We start from the raw sequence: 18,021 nt of genomic DNA on the forward strand, positions 1-18,021 counted from the left end.
AGGGGCCACCGACAGGAGCCACCGATGACCTACCGTCCCGAGACCCTCGCCGTCCACGCCGGCCAGGAGCAGGCCGACCCCGCCACCAACGCGCGGGCGGTGCCGATCTACCAGACGACGTCGTACGTCTTCAACGACACCGAGCACGCCGCGAACCTGTTCGCGCTCGCCGAGCCGGGCAACATCTACACGCGGATCATGAACCCGACCCAGTCGGTCTTCGAGGAGCGGCTGACCCAGCTCGAGGGCGGCGTCGGCGCGCTCGCCACCGCCTCCGGCTCCGCCGCGACGACCTACGCCGTGCTCAACCTGACCTACGCCGGCGACAACATCGTCGCCCTCTCGACGCTCTACGGCGGCACCTACGCCCTCTTCGCGCACACGCTGCCCCAGTTCGGCATCGAGGTCCGCTTCGTCGACCCGGAGAAGCCGGAGGACCTCGCGAAGCACGTCGACGAGAAGACCAAGCTGGTCTTCGCCGAGACCGTGGGCAACCCGAAGATCAACGTGGTCGACGTCCGGGCCTGGGCCGACGCCGCCCACGCGCAGGGCCTGCCGCTGATCGTCGACAACACCGCGCCCACGCCGTACCTCGCCCGGGTCTTCGACCAGGGCGCCGACGTGGCCGTGCACGCCGCGACGAAGTACATCGGCGGCCACGGCACGTCCATCGGCGGCATCATCGTCGACTCCGGCAACTTCGACTGGGCCGCCCACGCCGAGCGGTTCCCGGGCCTCACCCAGCCCGACGCCGCCTACCACGGCGTGGTCTGGACCGAGGCGGTCGGCAATCTCGCCTACATCATCCGGGCCCGGACCGTGCTGCTGCGCAACACCGGCGCGGCCGTCGCGCCGCTCAACTCCTGGCTCTTCCTGCAGGGCCTGGAGACCCTCCACCTGCGCATGGAGCGGCACTCCGCCAACGCCCTCGCGGTCGCGGAGTTCCTCCAGGGCCACGACGCGGTCTCCTGGGTGAGCTACCCCGGCCTGGCCGACAGCCCCTACAAGGCCGTCGCCGACCGCACCTTCACCGGCAAGGGATACGGCGGCCTGGTCAGCTTCGGCGTGAAGTCCGGCCGCGACGGCGGCAAGCGGCTCGTCGAGGCGCTCGAGCTGTTCAGCCACCTCGCCAACATCGGCGACACCAAGTCGCTGGCGATCCACAACGCGACCACCACGCACTCCCAGCTCACCCCGGACGAGCTCGAGGCCGCCGGGGTGCCCGAGGACATGGTCCGCCTGTCGATCGGCATCGAGAACGTGGACGACATCATCGCCGACCTCGAGCAGGCCCTCGCCGCGTCGAAGTGAACGACTCCCTCGGCACCGTCACGACCGAGCGGGTCGTCCTCGCCCACGAGGGCGACCCGCTGGTCCTGGTGTCCGGCGCGCGGCTGCCGCACGTCGAGGTCGCCTACGAGACGTACGGCGAGCTGTCGGCCGCGCGCGACAACGCGGTGTTCGTCTGCCACGCCCTCACCGGCGACGCGCACGCCGCCGGCTGGCACGAGGATGCCCGCCGCCCGGGCTGGTGGGACAACCTGATCGGTCCCGGCAAGGCCGTCGACACCGACCGGCTCTTCGTCGTGAGCGCCAACATGCTCGGCGGCTGCTCGGGCACGACCGGGCCGCAGTCGGTGGACCCGGCCACCGGGCGCCGCTACGGCCCCGACTTCCCGGCGCTCGACATGGCCGACTTCGTCACGGTCCACCGCCGGCTGCTCGACCACCTCGGCATCACCCGCCTCCATGCCGCCGTCGGCGGCTCGCTGGGCGGGATGCAGGTCCTCGAGTGGGCCCTGCAGGAGCCCGACCGGATCGACCGTGCGGTCCTCGTCGCCGCGAGCTCGCGGCTGACGACGGAGAACATCGCGTTCTCCGCGGTCGCGCGCGCCGCGATCCTGGAGGACCCCGACTTCCACGGCGGCCGGTACGCCGAGCACGGCGTCACCCCGCGCCACGGGCTCAAGATCGCGCGGATGATGGCCCACATCACCTACGTCTCCGGGATCTCCCTGGCCGAGAAGTTCGGGCACGCCCGGGACACGACCGGCACCGACAAGCGACTGGCCGCCGACTTCGAGGTCGAGCACTACCTGCAGCACCAGGGCGAGAGCTTCCTGGGCCGCTTCGACGCGCTGTCGTACCTCCACCTGACCCGCCCGATGGACTACTTCGACCCGTTCGGCGCCCACCCGGACGCCGTACCGTCGACCCGGTTCCGGCTGGTCTCCTTCGACTCCGACTGGCGCTTCCCGACCGCCCACTCGCTGCGCATCCGCGACCAGCTGGGCGCCCGCGGCGTCACCGTCGACCACACCGAGCTCGCCTCGCCGTGGGGGCACGACTCGTTCCTGCTGGAGCCGCCCGGCTACCACGACCTGGTGCGCTCGTTCCTCGCCTGACCGAGCGGGCCCGCGGCTACCATGACCGGATGACCCGACCGGTGCTCGAGCGGTTCTCGGTGGTCGACGCCGACGACCTCGACGAGTTCCGCGCGTCGGTGTCGCGAGCGCTCACGCCGCACCGCCTCGTCCCGCTGGAGCGGTCCGGCCGGGTCGAGCGGGTCGCCGTCGCGGTCGCACCGCTCGGCGCGCTCTCCCTCGTGTACGGCGAGCACCGCGGCGCCGAGCTGGGCGCGACCCTCACCGAGCAGGTCGACTACTACGACGTGAACCTCTCCTGGGGCGGGCGCAACCTGATCAGCTGCGGGGACGACGAGGTCGTCGTCGAAAGCCACACGGCCGGGATCATCTCGCCCCGGATGCAGGCGCTGATGCGGCTGAGCAGCGACTACCGTCAGCTCCACGTCCGCTTCGAGCGGTACGCCCTGGAGCGTCACCTCGAGCAGATGCTCGGCCGGACCGTGGTCGCGCCGATCCGGTTCCGGATGGACATGGACCTGCGCGGCCCGGCGGCCGCGTCCTGGGCCCGCGCCGTGCGGCTGCTCGTCGACGACCTTGAGGAGCCCCTCGGCCTCGCCGACGCCGTCGACGAGGGCAACCCGTGGGCCGGCTTCCTGATGACCGGCCTCCTGCTCGCCCAGCCGCACAACTACAGCGACCAGCTCGCCGAGCGTCGCCACGGCGCGCACCGGCCCGCGCCGGTCAAGCGCGCGATCGACCTGATCGAGGCCCACCCCGAGGAGGAGCTGTCCGTCGAGCGGCTGGCCGGCGAGGGCGGGGTCAGCGCCCGCTCGCTGCAGCGGCACTTCCGCGACCACGTCGGCGTGACGCCGCGGCAGTACCTCCAGCAGGTCCGGCTCGCCCGGGTCCACGACGACCTCCGCGCGGCCCGTCCCGGCAGCGGCCTGACGGTGGCCGACGTCGCCCTGCGCTGGGGCTTCACGCACGTCCCGCGGTTCGCCGGCGCCTACCTCGACCGGTACGGCGAGTCGCCCTCCACGACGCTGCGCGCCCTTCCGGAGTGACGGCCGGCACACTCGTGTCGCTCAGCGGATCAGGCTGACGCGAAGCGGATCGTCGCGGGCGCCCGGCTTACCTAGCGTCCGTTGCCATGAGCAACGAGTACGACGTCGCGATCGTCGGATACGGACCGGCCGGCCTGGTGCTGGCCTCTGCCCTGGGGAAGGCCGGCCACCAGGTGGTCGTCTTCGAGCGCTGGCCCGGCCTCTACGGCCTGCCGCGCCTGACCCACATCGACGGCGAGACCGCGCGGATCATCGCCTCGGTCGGGGACATCGACCACGCGCTGCGCGACGCGCTCCCGGTCGACCACTTCCGCTTCTTCAACGGCGAGGGGGAACAGCTCGTCGAGCTGGACTGGCGGGGGACCTCTGCGGGCTTCCCGGCACACATCTCGATGTACCAGCCCGACATCGAGGACGCCGTCGACGCCGGCGCCCGCGCCAGCGGCAACGTGGAGGTCGACCAGGGCTGGTCGGTCGTCGACATCCGTCCGCACGACGGAGGCGTGGACGTGACCGCCCGGCCGTGGAGCCAGTCGCGGACCGGGCAGTGGTCGCACGCCGACGAGGAGCGGACGATCACCGCGTCGTACCTGGTCGGTGCCGACGGCGCGAACAGCTTCGTGCGGGCCACGCTCGGCATCGAGCGCAGCGACAACGGCGTCGACGACCGCTGGCTCAACATCGACACCGAGCGACTGCGGGACCTTCCCGAGCACTTCAGCCGAACCACCCAGTTCTGCATCCCCGAGCGTGGACACATGTTCATGCCGATCGGCCGCAGCCGGCAGCGCTTCGAGCTCGCCGTCCTGCCCGGGGAGGACCACGCGGCGTTCGAGGACCCGGCCTTCGCCTGGCGATGGCTCGACGAGACCCACGGCCTGGGCCCCGAGGACGTGCGGATCCTGCGCCAGGTCGTCTACACCTTCCAGGGCCGGATCGCCGAGCGCTGGCGGGAGGGACGAGTGCTGCTCGCCGGGGACGCGGCGCACACGACGCCGCCGTACATGGGGCAGGGAGCGTGCTCCGGCATGCGCGACGGCATCACCCTCGCCTGGAAGCTCGACCTGGTGCTGCGCGGCCTGGCCGGCGGCGCGCTGCTCGACACCTACGAGGCCGAGCGGCGGCCGCACGCCACCGCGATCACCGAGATCTCCACCGCGCTCGGCAAGGTCGCCAACACCCACGACCCCGCCGAGGCAGCCGCCCGGGACGAGGCGTTCCGGACCGGCAACGTGCCGCCCCCGCCGCCGTTCCCGACGCTCGTCGCCGGCGTCGTCCACCACGACGCCGCGGGCGAGGTCAGCCCCCTGGCGGGCACGCTCACGCCGCACGGCGTGGTCCGCCACGGCGACCGGGAGGGACTGTTCGACGACATCCTCGGCCGCGGGTTCAACCTGGTCGCCGCGACCCGGCCGGCGCTCGGCCCGGCCGACGCCGCCTTCCTCGACAAGCTCGACGTCGTGACGGCGTCCCTGGACGAGGTCGAGGACGTCGACGGCACCTACGCCGCGTGGCTCGCCGAGAACGGGGTCGAGGCGTTCCTCGGCCGGCCCGACCACCACCTGTACTGGGCCGGGGCCCTCGCCGACCTGCCGGCCGCCCTCGCCCAGCTCCGCGACCGGCTCGCCTGGACCGTCGCGTGACGCCCCCGGCGGACGTGCTCTGGCGCTCCATGTCGCCGGAGCGGATGCTCGACGGAGGCCTGGCCCCCGCCGACGTACGACGACTCCGGGCCGCCACCGACGCGGGGACGCCGTGGGACGAGGCGCTCGTCGCGATCGCCGACGACCGTGCCGCGGACGCGGAGAGGTCGCTCGCCGCCGGGCACGTCGTGACGGCGCGGCAGGCCTTCCGCTGGTCGGCGGCCGCGCTGCTGTTCGCGCAGATGGCGTGGAACGACGACAGTCCGCACCGGGCCGCCCTCTACGAGCGGTTCACCGCCACCGTCGCCCGCGCGGGCGCCCTCGCCGACCCGGCGTGGGAGCACGTGCGGCTGCCGTTCGGGCCGGGGCGGCTCTCCGGCTGGCTGCTGCGGCCGGCCGGGCCGGCGCGGGGGACCGTGATCGTGCTCGGCGGGCAGAGCGGCTGGGGCGCGACCTACCTGCGTGCCGCCGACGCGCTGCTCGCCCGCGGGCTGGCCGCCTTCCTCGTCGAGGGACCCGGGCAGGGGGAGAGCCGGATGAGCGGCGGTGTGCTGCTGGACGTCGACGTCCGGGCGGCGTACTCCACCTTCGTCGACCACGTCCTCGCCGACCCGGTCCTCGGCGGCCGGGTGGGGATCTGGGGCAACAGCATGGGCGGGCTGTTCGCGGGGACGACGGCCGCGAGCGACCCGCGGATCGCCGCGGTCTGCGTCAACGGCGCGCCGGCCCGGCCGCGGCTGCTGGGCCTCCGGACCTTCGACGAGCAGGCCTGCGCGATGCTCGGCACGGCCGACGAGACCGCCGTGCAGGCGAACTTCGACCGGATCGCGCTGCGCGGCGACGACCGGATCGCCGGCGCGGTCCTGGTCGTGCACGGCGGCGAGGACCCGATCGTCTCGCGGGAGGAGCAGCAGCCCTTCCTGGACGCTGCGCTCGGGGAGGCCACCCTGCGAGAGTGGGAGGACGGCGACCACACGATCTACAACCACGGCGAGGAGCGGACGGCGTACGTCGCCGACTGGCTCACCGACCGCCTCGCCGCCGATCCGACCGGGAGGGCCTGACCATGGACTTCAACGAGGAGACGGCGCTCGACGCCGTGCTGGCGAGCTTCGCGGACACCCCCGACCCGCGCCTTCGGGAGATCCTCGCCGGCGTCACCCGGCACCTCCACGCCCTGGTGCGCGACGTCCGGCCGACCCTCGCGGAGTGGGAGCAGGCGGTCGGCTATCTCACCGCCGTGGGCCGGAAGTGCGACGACACCCGGCAGGAGTTCGTGCTGCTCTCCGACGTGCTCGGCGTCTCCATGCTGGTCGAGGCGATCAACGACGACGAGCACGGCACCGAGGGCACCGTGCTGGGCCCCTTCCACATGACCGAGTCGCCGCGCCGTGAGCTCGGCGACTCGATCAGCGAGGTCGGCCTGGAGCGGCCCTGCGTCGTGACCGGGACGGTCACCGACCTGGCCGGCCGCCCGGTCGCCGGCGCGACCGTCGACGTGTGGCAGTGCGACGAGGACGGCTTCTACGACGTCCAGCGCCCCGACGTGCAGCCGCCCGGCAACGGGCGCGGGCTGTTCACCGCCGACGACGCGGGGGAGTTCTGGTTCCGGACGGTGGTGCCGTCGCACTACCCGATCCCGACCGATGGGCCGGTCGGCCGCCTGCTCGACGCCAGCCGGCGGCATCCGTTCCGGCCCGCGCACGTGCACCTGATCGTCGACGCGGACGGCTACGAGCCGGTCACCACCCACCTGTTCGTCGCCGACAGCCCCTATCTCGACAGCGACGCGGTCTTCGCGGTCAAGCAGAGCCTGGTCCGCGACTTCGCGGTCTCCGAGGACGCCTCCGCCGCGGCGGCCCACGGCGTGACCGTCCCGTTCCGTCGGGCACACTTCGACGTGCAGTTGGTCCCACGGGAGGAGACATCGTGACCGTGCTCGTGCACGACGGCCCGCCGATGCGGGTGGTGTTCGGCGCCGGCGCGGTCGACCGGGTCGCCGAGGAGGTCGAGCGACTCGGGCTGCGCCGGGTCCTCGTGCTGTCCACGCCCCGGCAGGGCGCGCTCGCCGAGCGCGTCGTCGCGCTGCTGGGGGAGCGCGCCGCCGGGACCTTCGACGGCGCCCGGATGCACGTCCCGGTGGCGACGGTCGCGGCTGCCGAGTCGGTGGCCGCGGAGGTCGGGGCCGACGGGTGCCTGGCGATCGGCGGCGGCTCGACGATCGGGCTGGCGAAGGCGCTGTCGCTGCGGCTCGGCCTGCCGTCGGTGGCCGTCCCGACGACCTACGCCGGCTCGGAGATGACGCCCGTCTGGGGACTCACCGAGGACGGGCGCAAGACCACCGGCCGCGACCCGGTCGTGCTGCCCCGCTCGGTGCTGTACGACCCCACGCTCACCTACGCCCTCCCGGCGGCGGTGTCCGGGCCCAGCGGGCTCAACGCGCTGGCCCACGCCGTCGAGGCGCTCTACGCGCCCGACGGCACGCCGGTCGTCGGCGCGATGGCCGAGCGCGGCGTCCGCGACCTGGCGAGCGCGCTGCCGCTCGTGGTGGCCGACGGGACCGACCCGGAGGCACGCAGCCTCGCCCTGGAGGGCGCCTGGCTGTGCGGCGCCTGCCTCGGTGCGACCACGATGGGCCTGCACCACAAGCTGTGCCACGTCCTCGGCGGCATGCTCGACCTCCCGCACGCCGAGACCCACGCGATCGTGCTGCCGCACGTCGCCGCCTACAACCTCCCCGCGGCGCCCCGGGCCGACGCCGCGCTGCGCCGCGCGCTCGACACCGCCGACGTCCCTGCGGCCCTGGCCGGGCTGGCCGCGCAGGTCGGCGTCCCGGACGGCCTCCAGGCGCTCGGCGTCGACCGCGCCGACCTCGCCCGGGTGGCCGACGAGGTGCTCGCGGCGCCGTACGCGAACCCCCGCCCGCCCGTCCGGGCCTACCTCGAGGCGATCCTGGAGGCCGCCTGGCGGTCCCGCGGACACTAGTAGCGCGTCGCGGCTACAACGCGGGCTGGCAGCCACCCAGGCACGCACCTCGCCGCGTTGGCGAAGCTCGGAAGACAACCCGGTATGCCGTCGCTACGCCGCCTTGCGATGCACGCACCTGGACATCTCCCAACTCCACGTTGTAGCCGCGGCACACTACTAGAACGCCTGCGCCATCAGGTCGCCGAAGAGCTCCTGCGCGTCCACGTCCAGCCCACGCCGTACGAACCACGACGCCACGTTCGTGCAGTCGCGCAGCAGGAAGTCGAAGCCCTGCACGTTGCCGACCAGGTCGACCAGCTGGGGCAGGTCGATGACGACGAGCCGCTCGCCCGCGGCCAGGATGTTGTACGGCGACAGGTCGCCGTGCACGAGCCCGGCCCGGACGAGGGTGAGCATCGCCTCCCGCAGCTGGTCGAAGTACGCCGCCAGCAGCGCCGGCTCCGGCCGGGTCTGGGCCAGCCGGGGTGCGGTGTCGCCGTCGACCTGGATCCACTCCATGAGGATCTCGGTGCCGTCGACCTGGACCGGGTACGGCACGGGCAGCCCGAGCGACCAGCACCGGTTGAGCGCGGACCACTCCGAGACCGCCCACTCGCCGGCGGCGACCTCGCGGCCGAAGGTGCTCTTGCGCTTGATCGCCCGCTCGTCGCGCGAGCGCTTCATGCTGCGGCCCTCGGTGTAGGCCGCGGAGCGGTGGAAGGTGCGGTGCTCGGGGGAACGGTACCGCTTGGCCGCCATCACGACGCTCTGCGCCGGGTCGTGGGGGTCGGTCCGGTCGAGGAGGAAGACGTCGGCCTCCTTGCCGGTCTTGAGGACGCCGAGCTCGGTGTCGATCGCGCCCTGGGACGTGACGACCCAGTCGGGGCGGGGCTCGGGGCCGCGGGAGAGCGGCTCGACGTCGAGCCAGGTGGACCAGCGCTGGCCGTCGGCGAGGTCGTCGTACGCCTCGAACGCGACGACGAAGCGCGGGTCGATGTCAGAGGTGGGGAGGTGCTCCTGGGACACGGTGGTTCCTCGGGGTCGAGAGGGTGCGGACTGAGGGCAGGCCGACGACAGCGATCGACATGTCACGCTCCTCTCGACAGGTCCGCGGGGCGTCGCGGACGGACCGGGCCAGCGTGACGGCGGCGACGCCGGGCGCGCAACCGGTTTTCCGCGGCGTACATTGATCCGGTGCGCCGCCTCGCCCTCCTCCTGGTCCTCCTGCTCTGCCTCCCGGGGCTCTCGACGGTGTCCGGCGTGCCGGTCGCCGAGGCGGAGGACGCCGGCAACGGCTCCGTGCACGGCACCGACCCGTACTGGCCCAAGGACGGCAACGGCGGCACCGACGCCCAGCACTACGACGTCCGGGTGCGCTACGACTTCGCGAGCGGCCGGCTGAAGGGCCGCACCGCCATCACCATGACCGCGACCGCGACCGCGGACCTGCGCAGCTTCTCCCTCGACCTGCTGCTCCCCGCCACCAAGGTCAAGGTCGACGGCCGGCGGGCGCGCTTCCGCAAGGCCGGGAAGCACGAGCTGCGGGTGACGCCGAAGCAGCCGATCGCCGCCGGCGCGCAGTTCCGGGTCGTCGTGAAGTACGCCGGCCGGCCGGGCGCCTACGGCTACGCCGGCGAGCGCAACTGGCTGGCGAGCCGCAACGAGGTCGTCGCGATGAACCAGCCCCACATGGCGCCGTGGTGGTTCCCGTCCAACGACCACCCCAGCGACAAGGCGACCTTCGACGTCCGGGTGACCGTGCCCAAGGGCAAGAAGGTCGTCGGCAACGGCGTGCGGATGGGACGCAAGGTCAAGGGCCGCCTCGCGACCACGCACTGGCGGATGACCGACCCGATGGCGACCTATCTCGCCTTCTTCGCGGCCGGGCGCTTCGTCGTCGACCGCGGCACCACCGCGGCGGGGATCCCGTTCTACAACGCGGTGTCGCGGGAGATCGCGCCCCGCGAGCGGCGGCAGGTACGACGCATCCTGGCCCGCACCGCCGCCATCACCGACTGGCTCCAGGCGCGCCTCGGCACCTACCCGTTCGCGACCACGGGCGGCCTGGTGACCGGTCTGGACGTCGGGTTCGCGCTCGAGAACCAGTCGCGGCCGACGTACGGCCGCTGGATCTACCCGGGCGTCGTCGTCCACGAGCTGGCCCACCAGTGGTTCGGCGACAGCGTCGCGGTGCAGCGCTGGCGCGACATCTGGCTCAACGAGGGTTTCGCGACCTACCTGGAGGCGGAGTACATCGCCGCTCACGGCGGCGAGAGCGTCGAGGCCTATCTGGAGCGGATGTGGGCCGCCTCGTGCGGCACGCCGACGTCCGCGTTCTGGCGGCTGAACCTCGCCGACCCCGGCCGGGACCACATCTTCGACGCGCCGGTCTACGACCGCGGCGCGATGGTCCTCGCCGCGCTGCGCAACCGGATCGGGGCCGCCCACCTCGACACCGTGCTGCGCCGCTGGGTCGCCGACCACCACGACGGCAACGCGACGGTCGAGCAGTTCGAGGCGCTGGCCGCGACCGTCTCCGGGGAGAGCCTCCAGGGGTTCTTCGACGCGTGGCTGCGGTCCGGCCGGGCGCCGGCGGCGACGCCGGCCAACGGGCTGACCACCGCCTGCGCCTGACCGCCGCGGAGCGGCCCGCCGGAGCCCGGCTCGGGCGCGCCTCCCGTGTGGCCAGTGGTGCTTTTGGTACCAATGTGGGGATCTGTGCCCTCGGGGCACGCCCGCACCTGGATGGAGACGCCCGCACATGGACACCAAGAAGCTCGTCGCGCTCGTGGTGGTCGTGTTCCTCGGCTTCTGGATGTTCACCGACCCGTCCGGCCTCGCGGACACGTCGAAGGCCGCCGCGAGCAGCGGGTGGGACCTGACGACCAAGGCGTTCAACGGGGTCATCGACTTCGTCGGCGCCATGGACTGACCCCGCCGCCATGTCCTTCCTCCCCGGAGCCGTCGCCGGTGCCGTCGCCCGCCTCGGCGACCCGAAGATCGGCAAGCACCTGCTCCGCGAGGAGGGCGAGGTCGTCGTCGACGAGGTGACCCACCACTGGTTCGCCTACACCCGGCCGGCCCTGGAGTCCGGCCTCGCGCTGGTGCTGCTCGTCGGCAGCTGGTTCGTGCCGGTCCAGGTCGCCTGGTTCCTCATCATCGTCGCCGCGGCGTTGCTGCTCCACGCCGGCTGGGGTGCGCTCGGCGTGCTCCGCGACCGCTTCGTGATCACCAACATGCGGGTCTTCCGCGTGCACGGCGTGCTCTCCCAGAGCCTGGCGACCATGCCGCTGAGCCGGATCCTCGACATCTCCGTCAAGAAGCCGCTGCACGGCCGGCTGCTCGGCTTCGGCCACTTCTGCTTCGAGTCCGCCGCCCAGGAGCAGGGCCTGCGCGACATCCGGTACGTCGGCCGGCCCGACGAGCGCGACCTCTCCATCCAGCGGGTGGTCCAGCGCGCCGGCCTCCGGGGTCCCAGGGTCCCGAACTGAGCCGCTCCGTAGGATTGCGGCCATGACGCAGCAGCCGTTCTCCCGTCCCGGCGCGATCGACCTGTCCGCGCTCAAGCGCACCTCGCCGCCCGCCGGCGGTGGCGCCCCGGGGGCGCCCGGCTCCGGTGGCGGCGGCGGGTCGACCTCGGCGTACTCCGTCGCGGTGGACGAGGCCAACTTCCAGTCCGTGCTCGAGGCGTCGATGACCGCGCCCGTGGTGCTGGTCTTCGCCTCGCCGTCGCAGTCGCCGGAGAGCGCCCAGCTCGCCCGCGACGTCGCCACCGTCGCCGACGAGTACGACGGGCGGTTCCTCGCCGCGACCATCGACGTGGACGCGGTGCCGCAGATCGCGCAGGCGATGCAGATCCCGCAGGTGCCGCTGATGCTGGTGCTCCTCGACGGTCGCCCGGCGACGCAGCCGATCCCCGGCGCTGCGCCGATCGACGACATCCGGGCGCTGTTCAACCAGCTCGCCCAGCAGCTCACCAGCCAGGGCATCACCGGCCGGCACCAGCCCAACGCGTTCGGTGGCGCGGCGGGCGCCGCCGGCGAGGACGACGAGGGGCAGGAGCCCGAGATCGACCCGCGCTACGCGCCGGCCCAGGACGCCCTCGCCTCCGGCGACATCGACGCCGCGGTGGCGGAGTACCAGAAGCTCGTCGACGCCAACCCCGCCGACCACGAGGCCGCCGCCGGGCTGGCGATGGCCAAGGTGCTGCAGCGCACCCAGGGCGTCGACCTCAACGCGGCCCGGGCCGCGGCCGCCGCGAACCCCGACGACGTCGACGCGCAGACCATGGTCGCCGACCTCGACATGCTCGGCGGACACGTCGAGGACGCCTTCGCGCGGCTGGTCGAGCTCGTCCGCCGTACCTCCGGCAAGGAGCGGGACCGCGCCCGCGAGCACCTCGTCGGCCTGTTCGGCGCCGTCGGCAACGACGACCCGCGCGTGCTCAAGGGCCGCCAGGCGCTGGCGTCCGCGTTGTTCTGATCCGATGGGCCGAGCGTGTCGCAGACGCCGCTTGCCGCACGGACCTCGCTCCGCTCGGCCCGCGGGCAGCGCGCCGTGCCGCTCCGCGGCCATGCGCCACGCTGCCGGCCGGCCTGATCTGATGGGGCGCTGACATGGGGTTCGGGCGAGGGGCGGGCTTCCTGCTCCGCGGGCTCCGGCTGTGGCGGGAGCGGCCGCGGCTGATGCTGCTGGGGATCCTCCCGGCGGCGCTGGTCGCGATCCTGGTCCTCGCGCTGCTGGTGACGCTGGTCTTCGTCGTCGACGACCTGGTCGGCTGGGCCACGCCCTTCGCCGACGACTGGGACGAGGCGGTGCGCGGCCTGTTCCGGGCGGCGCTCTACCTGCTCGTCCTCGCGGGCGCCGGCATGCTCGCGATCATCACCTTCACCGGGCTGACCCTCGCGGTCGGCGATCCCTTCTACGAGCGGATCTGGAAGGAGGTCGAGCTCTCGCTCGGCGGCGACGTCCCCGACAGCGGCGTCGGCTGGCTCCGCGGCGCGGTCGACGGGCTGGTGCTCGTGGTGTTCGGCGTGCTGACCGCCGTCGGGGTGTTCGTGATCGGCCTGCTGCCGGTGATCGGCTCCGTGGTCGGCGCGGTCCTCGGGCTGGCCGTGTCCGGGCGGCTGCTCGCCGGCGAGCTCGTCTCCCGCCCGCTGGAGGCGCGCGGCATGGACCGGGCCGCCCGAGCCGCCCTGATGCGGCGCCACCGGGGCGCGATGCTCGGCTTCGGCGTGTGCGTCCAGGCCTGCTTCCTCGTCCCGTTCGGCGGGATCCTGGTCATGCCCGCGGCGGTCGCCGGCGCGACGTACCTCGCGCGGGAGGCGCTGGGTACGGCGCCCCATGCGAATTCGTCGTAGTTAGGGCCGATTCGCGACGAATTCGCATGGGGCGCGCGAAGATCAGGCCGCCCTGGTGTCGGCGAAGGCGGCCAGCACCGCCTGCACGGCCGGCGAGTCGGCCATGGTCCGCCGGTGCAGGGCGTCGATGAGCCGGACCGGCTCCGGATCGCGGACCGGTACGGCGACCAGGTCGGCGCCGAGCGGAGCGCGCCCCATCCGGGGGACCAGCGCGACGCCGAGGCCGGCGCGGACCAGGGCCAGGTGGGACTCGAACTCCGCCGAGACGTGGGCGATCCGGGGCGGACGGCCGGTGCCGTCGTACATCCGGGAGAGCCACTGGCGGCAGATCGTGCCCTCGGGGGTGGCGATCCAGTCGACGTCGAGCAGGTCGTGCGGGGTGACCCGGTCGCGGCGGGCGAGGGGGTCGTCGCGGTGGACGACGAGGTCGGCGACGTCGCCGGGCAGGGGAGTGGCGGCGACGTGGTCCGGTACGGCGAGCGGCACTCCGCCCCAGCGGTGCACGATGCCGAGCTCGATCTGCCCGCTCGCGACGAGGTCGACGACGTCCCAGGGCTCGGCCTCGCGCAGGGTGAGGGCGAGGCCGGGGTGGGCGTCGCGCAGGCTGCGCGCGATCGGGGCGACCAGCCCGCGCATGGCGGTGGAGAAGACGGCGAGGCGGAGCCGGCCCGCGACCACCCCGGCGCGCTGCTGGAGGGACGCCTCGAGCTGCTCGAGATCGGCGAGGACCTGATCGCCCGCGTCGACGAGGTGCTGCCCGTGGCTCGTCAGCATCACGCCGCGCCCGACCCGCTCGAGCAGCGGGACGCCGGTCTGCCGCTCGAGCCGCTTGACCTGCTGGGAGACGGCGCTCGGCGTGTACCCGGTCGCCGTGGCCGCGCCGACCACCGAGCCGTGGGTGGCGACCGCCCGCAGGCCGGCCAGTGCGTCGAGATCGATCATGCAGCAACGCTACATCCTTCGGTGCATTTCTATTCGCTGGTGCTTCAACATCGCGGCCGGGATGCTGGACGACGTGAGCCGCCGTGACCAGTCCCTCGCCGCCCTCGTGGCCGTGATCTGGGGCTTCAACTTCGTCGTCATCGACTGGGGCATGGGCGACGTCCCGCCGCTGCTGTTCCTCGCCGCCCGCTTCCTCGCGGTCGTCGTCCCGGCGGTCTTCCTGCTCGCGCCGCCGCCGGTGCCGTGGCGGACCGTGGCCGCCGTCGGGGTGTTCATGTCGCTTGGCCAGTTCGGCTTCCTCTACGTCGCGATGGACGCCGGGATGCCGCCCGGCCTGGCCGGCCTGGTCCTCCAGGCGCAGGTCGTGCTGACGATCCTGCTGGCCGCCGGGGTACTGCGGGAGCGGCCGACCCGGCCGCAGGTCGCCGGGGTGGTGCTCGGCGCCGTCGGGCTGGTCGTCGTCGGCCTCGGGCGCGGCGGCCACGTGCCGGCGATCGCGCTCGCGCTGTGCCTGACGGCCGCGCTGATGTGGGCGATCGGCAATGTCGTCTCGCGGGCCTCGGGTGCCACGGGCGGGCTGTCGCTGACCGTGTGGTCGGCGCTCGTCGTCCCCGTCCCGCTGGTGCTGCTCTCCCTCGTCGTGGACGGCCCGGCCGCGGTCGTCGACGGGGTGGGCGCCTTCGGCTGGCGGGCCGCGGTCTCGACGCTCTACACCGCGGGGCTCGCCTCGCTGGTCGGGTACGGCGCCTTCAACGGGCTGCTGTCCCGCAACCCGTCGGCCGCCGTGGTGCCCTGGATCCTGCTGGTGCCGCCCGTCGCGATCGGCTCCGCCTGGGCGCTGCTCGGCGAGGTGCCGTCGGTCGGGGAGCTGGTGGGTGGCGCGGTCCTGGTGCTGGGCGTGCTCGTGGCGCAGCGCCGGGTGCCGGTCAGCGCCCCGACTCGGTGTACGCCGGACCCCCGCCCGCCAGGCTCGCCAGCGCGGCCCGCACCCGCCGGGCGGTGAAGTCGGCCGCCCGGTCGTCGACCTCGGCGAGGGTGAGGAACTCCGCCGTCTTGATCTCGCGGGCCTGGGGGACGACCTGCTGGACGATCGAGGGCGGGTGCACGCCGCCGTCGAAGACCAGGCACAGCGCGTCGTCCCAGCCGCCCCACGGCGGCAGCCAGTCGGTGAGCAGCAGCGCTCCGGCCTCGATGGTGAGGTCGAGCTCCTCCTCGACCTCCCGGCTGACCGCGATGCGCGGGGACTCGCCGACCTCGACCACACCGCCGGGCAGGTCCCAGTCGGTCTTGTAGGTCAGGTTGCACATGAGCACCCGCGGCTCGGCGCCGTCCGACCCGTCGCCGTCGCGCACCAGCATCTGCCCGATCCCGCGCTTGCGCGGCAGGAACGAGTTGAGCAGCGCGCGGAACCCGCCGGGCTCGTGCACCGGGGTGTCGTCGACCAGCCGGGCGTAGACCACCACGTCGCCGGCCCGCCCCCGCTGCACGCCCTCGCGGCGCAGGCCCGACCAGGTCGCGATGCGCTGGGCGTCGGGGTCGTCGATGGCGACCTTGACCTCCACGCGCTCGTGGTCGGTGAGGGCGGCGGCGACCTGGCGTCGTACGACGTCCACCGCCGCCTGCCAGCCGCGCTCGGTGAGGTCCGAGGTCCAGGTCAGCCGGGCGGTGCCGTCGTCGACCGTCCAGTGACTGATCTCGGGCTGCTCGGGCTCGGGCACGCCCTCACCCTAGGGGGGAGCGCAACCACAGCGTGGCGAGAGGGGGCACCACGAGGTCGGCGTACGCCGCGCTGCCGCCGGGAGCGCCGGACTCCAGGGGCCTGGCGGCGTGGGCGTGGACGGTGCCGAGGTTGCCGACCCCGCTGCCGCCGTACGCCGCCGCGTCGGTGTTGAGCAGCTCCACCCAGTCGCCGGCGATCGGGAGGCCGAGGCGGTAGTCGTGGGGGACGGCGGCGAAGTTGGTGACGCAGACCAGGTCGGGCGCGCCCTCGTCGCCGGAGCGGCGGACGAACGAGAAGACGTTGTGGCCGGCGTCCTGGGCGTCGATCCACGCGAAGCCGGCCGGGTCGTTGTCGAGGCGCCACAGCGCGGGCTCCTCGCGATAGCGGGCGTTGAGGTCGCGCACGAAGTCGCGGACGCCGGCGTGGTCGGGCTTCTGCAGCAGCCACCAGTCCAGCTCGCGGGCCTCGGCCCACTCCGACTCCTGGGCGAGCTCGGTGCCCATCATGACCAGCTGCTTTCCGGGGTGGGCCCACATGAAGGCGAGATAGGCGCGCAGGGTCGCGAGCTGCTGCCAGCGGTCGCCCGGCATCTTCCGCACCAGCGAGCCCTTGCCGTGCACGACCTCGTCGTGGCTGAGCGGGAGCACGTAGTTCTCGGAGAAGGCGTAGACGAGCGAGAACGCCAGCTCGCCGTGGTGGTAGGAGCGGTGCACGGGGTCGTGCGCGAGGTAGCGCAGGCTGTCGTGCATCCACCCCATGTTCCACTTGAAGCCGAAGCCGAGCCCGCCGCCCGAGGTCGCCCCGGTGACCCCCGGCCAGGCGGTCGACTCCTCGGCGATGGTGACGATGCCCGGCACCCGCTTGTAGGCCGTGGCGTTGAGCTCCTGCAGGAACTGCACGGCCTCCAGATGCTCGTGGCCGCCGTGCCGGTTGGGGGTCCACTCGCCGTCCTTGCGGCCGTAGTCGAGGTAGAGCATCGAGGCGACGCCGTCGACGCGCAGGCCGTCGGCATGGAACTCCTCGAGCCAGTAGAGCGCGTTGGCGACCAGGAAGTTGCGGACCTCGGGGCGGCCGAAGTCGAAGATGTGGGAGCCCCATTCGGGGTGCCAGCCGCGCCGGGGGTCGGGGTGCTCGTAGAGCGGCGTGCCGTCGAAGCGCACCAGCGCCCACTCGTCGGTCGCGAAGTGACCCGGCACCCAGTCGAGGATCACCGCGATGCCCGCCCGGTGGAGCGCGTCGACGAGCCGCCGGAAGCCGTCGGGGTCGCCGAAGCGCGCGTCCGGGGCGAAGTAGCCGGTGACGTGATAGCCCCAGGAGCCGCCGAACGGGTGCTGCATGACCGGCATCAGCTCGACGTGGGTGAACCCGAGGTCGGCGAGGTACTGCGGGAGGTGCGCGGCCAGCTCGTCGTACGACCAGAAGGAGCCGTCGGGGTGGCGCTTCCACGAGCCGAGGTGGAGCTCGTACGTCGCCATCGGCTCCTGGACCGGTCGGCGGCCCGCGCGGGCGGCGAGCCACGCGTCGTCCTGCCACACGTGACTGCTCGTGAAGACCCGGGAGGCGGTCGCGGGCGGCACCTCGGCGTGGAAGGCCATCGGGTCGGCCTTGTGCCGCCAGATGCCGTCGGCGCCCTCGACGACGTACTTGTAGGCGGCTCCCGAGCCGACCCCGGCGGCGAAGGCCTCCCACAGGCCGCTCCCGATCCGGGTCATCCGGTGGGCGTTGCCGTCCCAGCCGTTGAAGTCGCCGACGACGCTCACGTTGCGGGCGTTGGGGGCCCAGACGACGAAGCTGGTGCCCTCGGCCCCGGGCCCGGTGCGGACGTGGGCGCCGAGGACGTGCCACAGCAGCTCGTGCCGTCCCTCCGCGACGAGGTGGAGGTCGATCTCCCCGAGGGTGGAACCGGAGGTGCTGCGCTCTGTGGGCGGCATCTTGGCGAGTCTAACGCGTGGTGAATGA

The 18,021-nt window shown here is 73.5% G+C and carries 17 protein-coding genes; 13 read left to right on the forward strand and 4 right to left on the reverse strand.

What is annotated here, in order from left to right; genetic code table 11:
* Positions 1 to 24: 24 nt before the first annotated feature.
* The 7 genes from FIV44_RS24970 (at position 25) to FIV44_RS25000 (ending at position 8,058) form a co-directional block, all read left to right on the forward strand.
* Positions 25 to 1,311, forward strand: a complete 1,287-nt coding sequence (locus FIV44_RS24970; protein WP_141006807.1) for an O-acetylhomoserine aminocarboxypropyltransferase/cysteine synthase family protein — start codon at positions 25 to 27, stop codon at positions 1,309 to 1,311.
* Entirely contained in the window at positions 1,308 to 2,405 is a 1,098-nt protein-coding gene (gene metX / locus FIV44_RS24975) for a homoserine O-acetyltransferase MetX (RefSeq protein ID WP_141006808.1), read from the forward strand. Before FIV44_RS24970 ends, metX begins: the two co-directional genes overlap by 4 nt.
* A gap of 29 nt (positions 2,406 to 2,434) precedes the next feature.
* Entirely contained in the window at positions 2,435 to 3,430 is a 996-nt protein-coding gene (locus tag FIV44_RS24980; RefSeq protein WP_141006809.1) for an AraC family transcriptional regulator, read from the forward strand.
* Between the two features lie 86 nt (positions 3,431 to 3,516).
* Positions 3,517 to 5,073, forward strand: a complete 1,557-nt coding sequence (gene mhpA / locus FIV44_RS24985; RefSeq protein ID WP_141006810.1) for a bifunctional 3-(3-hydroxy-phenyl)propionate/3-hydroxycinnamic acid hydroxylase MhpA — start codon at positions 3,517 to 3,519, stop codon at positions 5,071 to 5,073.
* Positions 5,070 to 6,137, forward strand: a complete 1,068-nt coding sequence (locus FIV44_RS24990) for an alpha/beta hydrolase (protein ID WP_219996161.1) — start codon at positions 5,070 to 5,072, stop codon at positions 6,135 to 6,137. The genes mhpA and FIV44_RS24990 overlap by 4 nt, the downstream gene beginning before the upstream one ends.
* 2 nt (positions 6,138 to 6,139) lie before the next feature.
* Positions 6,140 to 7,006 (forward strand): dioxygenase family protein, encoded by an 867-nt coding sequence (locus FIV44_RS24995; protein WP_141006811.1) that lies wholly within the window; start codon positions 6,140 to 6,142, stop codon positions 7,004 to 7,006.
* The gene (locus tag FIV44_RS25000; RefSeq protein ID WP_219996162.1) at positions 7,003 to 8,058 is read left to right on the forward strand and encodes a maleylacetate reductase; all 1,056 of its coding nucleotides are present in this window, start codon (positions 7,003 to 7,005) and stop codon (positions 8,056 to 8,058) included. The genes FIV44_RS24995 and FIV44_RS25000 overlap by 4 nt, the downstream gene beginning before the upstream one ends.
* A gap of 159 nt (positions 8,059 to 8,217) precedes the next feature.
* On the opposite strand, the gene FIV44_RS25005 is transcribed toward FIV44_RS25000, so the two are convergent.
* Positions 8,218 to 9,066, reverse strand: a complete 849-nt coding sequence (locus tag FIV44_RS25005; RefSeq protein WP_141006812.1) for a serine protein kinase RIO — start codon at positions 9,064 to 9,066, stop codon at positions 8,218 to 8,220.
* Between the two features lie 168 nt (positions 9,067 to 9,234).
* On the opposite strand from FIV44_RS25005, the gene FIV44_RS25010 reads away from it, so the two are divergent.
* The 5 genes from FIV44_RS25010 (at position 9,235) to FIV44_RS25025 (ending at position 13,400) form a co-directional block, all read left to right on the forward strand.
* Entirely contained in the window at positions 9,235 to 10,674 is a 1,440-nt protein-coding gene (locus tag FIV44_RS25010) for a M1 family metallopeptidase (RefSeq protein ID WP_141006813.1), read from the forward strand.
* Between the two features lie 127 nt (positions 10,675 to 10,801).
* Positions 10,802 to 10,972, forward strand: a complete 171-nt coding sequence (locus tag FIV44_RS30850) for a hypothetical protein (protein ID WP_181410814.1) — start codon at positions 10,802 to 10,804, stop codon at positions 10,970 to 10,972.
* Positions 10,973 to 10,982: 10 nt separating this feature from the next.
* Positions 10,983 to 11,531 carry a PH domain-containing protein gene (locus FIV44_RS25015; RefSeq protein WP_141006814.1) on the forward strand — a complete coding sequence of 183 codons (549 nt, stop codon included), beginning with the start codon at positions 10,983 to 10,985 and terminating at the stop codon, positions 11,529 to 11,531.
* 22 nt (positions 11,532 to 11,553) lie between these two features.
* Positions 11,554 to 12,522, forward strand: coding sequence for a co-chaperone YbbN (locus FIV44_RS25020; RefSeq protein WP_141006815.1), 969 nt, complete (start codon positions 11,554 to 11,556; stop codon positions 12,520 to 12,522).
* A 134-nt stretch (positions 12,523 to 12,656) separates the two neighbouring features.
* The gene (locus tag FIV44_RS25025) at positions 12,657 to 13,400 is read left to right on the forward strand and encodes an EI24 domain-containing protein (RefSeq protein WP_141006816.1); all 744 of its coding nucleotides are present in this window, start codon (positions 12,657 to 12,659) and stop codon (positions 13,398 to 13,400) included.
* Between the two features lie 42 nt (positions 13,401 to 13,442).
* Here FIV44_RS25025 and FIV44_RS25030 read toward each other — a convergent pair whose 3' ends face one another.
* Positions 13,443 to 14,342: a LysR family transcriptional regulator gene (locus FIV44_RS25030; protein WP_141006817.1), complete on the reverse strand. Its 900-nt coding sequence runs from the start codon at positions 14,340 to 14,342 to the stop codon at positions 13,443 to 13,445.
* Between FIV44_RS25030 and FIV44_RS25035 the strand changes: the two genes are divergently transcribed.
* Positions 14,341 to 15,345 carry an EamA family transporter gene (locus tag FIV44_RS25035; protein WP_246086607.1) on the forward strand — a complete coding sequence of 335 codons (1,005 nt, stop codon included), beginning with the start codon at positions 14,341 to 14,343 and terminating at the stop codon, positions 15,343 to 15,345. The genes FIV44_RS25030 and FIV44_RS25035 overlap by 2 nt on opposite strands.
* Here the strand turns inward: FIV44_RS25035 and FIV44_RS25040 are convergent.
* Both FIV44_RS25040 and glgB read right to left on the reverse strand, forming a co-directional pair.
* Positions 15,269 to 16,060 carry an NUDIX domain-containing protein gene (locus tag FIV44_RS25040; RefSeq protein ID WP_141006818.1) on the reverse strand — a complete coding sequence of 264 codons (792 nt, stop codon included), beginning with the start codon at positions 16,058 to 16,060 and terminating at the stop codon, positions 15,269 to 15,271. The two genes, FIV44_RS25035 and FIV44_RS25040, sit on opposite strands and share 77 nt — an antisense overlap.
* Positions 16,061 to 16,064: 4 nt before the next feature.
* Positions 16,065 to 17,993, reverse strand: coding sequence for a 1,4-alpha-glucan branching protein GlgB (gene glgB, locus FIV44_RS25045; protein ID WP_141006819.1), 1,929 nt, complete (start codon positions 17,991 to 17,993; stop codon positions 16,065 to 16,067).
* Positions 17,994 to 18,021 lie beyond the last annotated feature (28 nt).

Origin of the sequence: Nocardioides humi, assembly GCF_006494775.1 — a bacterium.
In the GTDB taxonomy this organism is placed as follows: Bacteria; Actinomycetota; Actinomycetes; order Propionibacteriales; family Nocardioidaceae; genus Nocardioides; species Nocardioides humi.

What these genes read in the sequence shown, in the direction of transcription:
- FIV44_RS24970 (WP_141006807.1), top strand. Translation starts at nt 25, where the DNA reads ATGACCTACCGTCCCGAGACCCTCGCCGTCCACGCCGGCCAGGAGCAG.
- FIV44_RS24980 (WP_141006809.1), top strand. Translation starts at nt 2,435, where the DNA reads ATGACCCGACCGGTGCTCGAGCGGTTCTCGGTGGTCGACGCCGACGAC.
- mhpA (WP_141006810.1), top strand. Translation starts at nt 3,517, where the DNA reads ATGAGCAACGAGTACGACGTCGCGATCGTCGGATACGGACCGGCCGGC.
- FIV44_RS24995 (WP_141006811.1), top strand. Translation starts at nt 6,140, where the DNA reads ATGGACTTCAACGAGGAGACGGCGCTCGACGCCGTGCTGGCGAGCTTC.
- FIV44_RS30850 (WP_181410814.1), top strand. Translation starts at nt 10,802, where the DNA reads ATGGACACCAAGAAGCTCGTCGCGCTCGTGGTGGTCGTGTTCCTCGGC.
- FIV44_RS25015 (WP_141006814.1), top strand. Translation starts at nt 10,983, where the DNA reads ATGTCCTTCCTCCCCGGAGCCGTCGCCGGTGCCGTCGCCCGCCTCGGC.
- FIV44_RS25020 (WP_141006815.1), top strand. Translation starts at nt 11,554, where the DNA reads ATGACGCAGCAGCCGTTCTCCCGTCCCGGCGCGATCGACCTGTCCGCG.
- FIV44_RS25025 (WP_141006816.1), top strand. Translation starts at nt 12,657, where the DNA reads ATGGGGTTCGGGCGAGGGGCGGGCTTCCTGCTCCGCGGGCTCCGGCTG.
- FIV44_RS25035 (WP_246086607.1), top strand. Translation starts at nt 14,341, where the DNA reads ATGCAGCAACGCTACATCCTTCGGTGCATTTCTATTCGCTGGTGCTTC.
- FIV44_RS25030 (WP_141006817.1), bottom strand. Translation starts at nt 14,342, where the DNA reads ATGATCGATCTCGACGCACTGGCCGGCCTGCGGGCGGTCGCCACCCAC.
- glgB (WP_141006819.1), bottom strand. Translation starts at nt 17,993, where the DNA reads ATGCCGCCCACAGAGCGCAGCACCTCCGGTTCCACCCTCGGGGAGATC.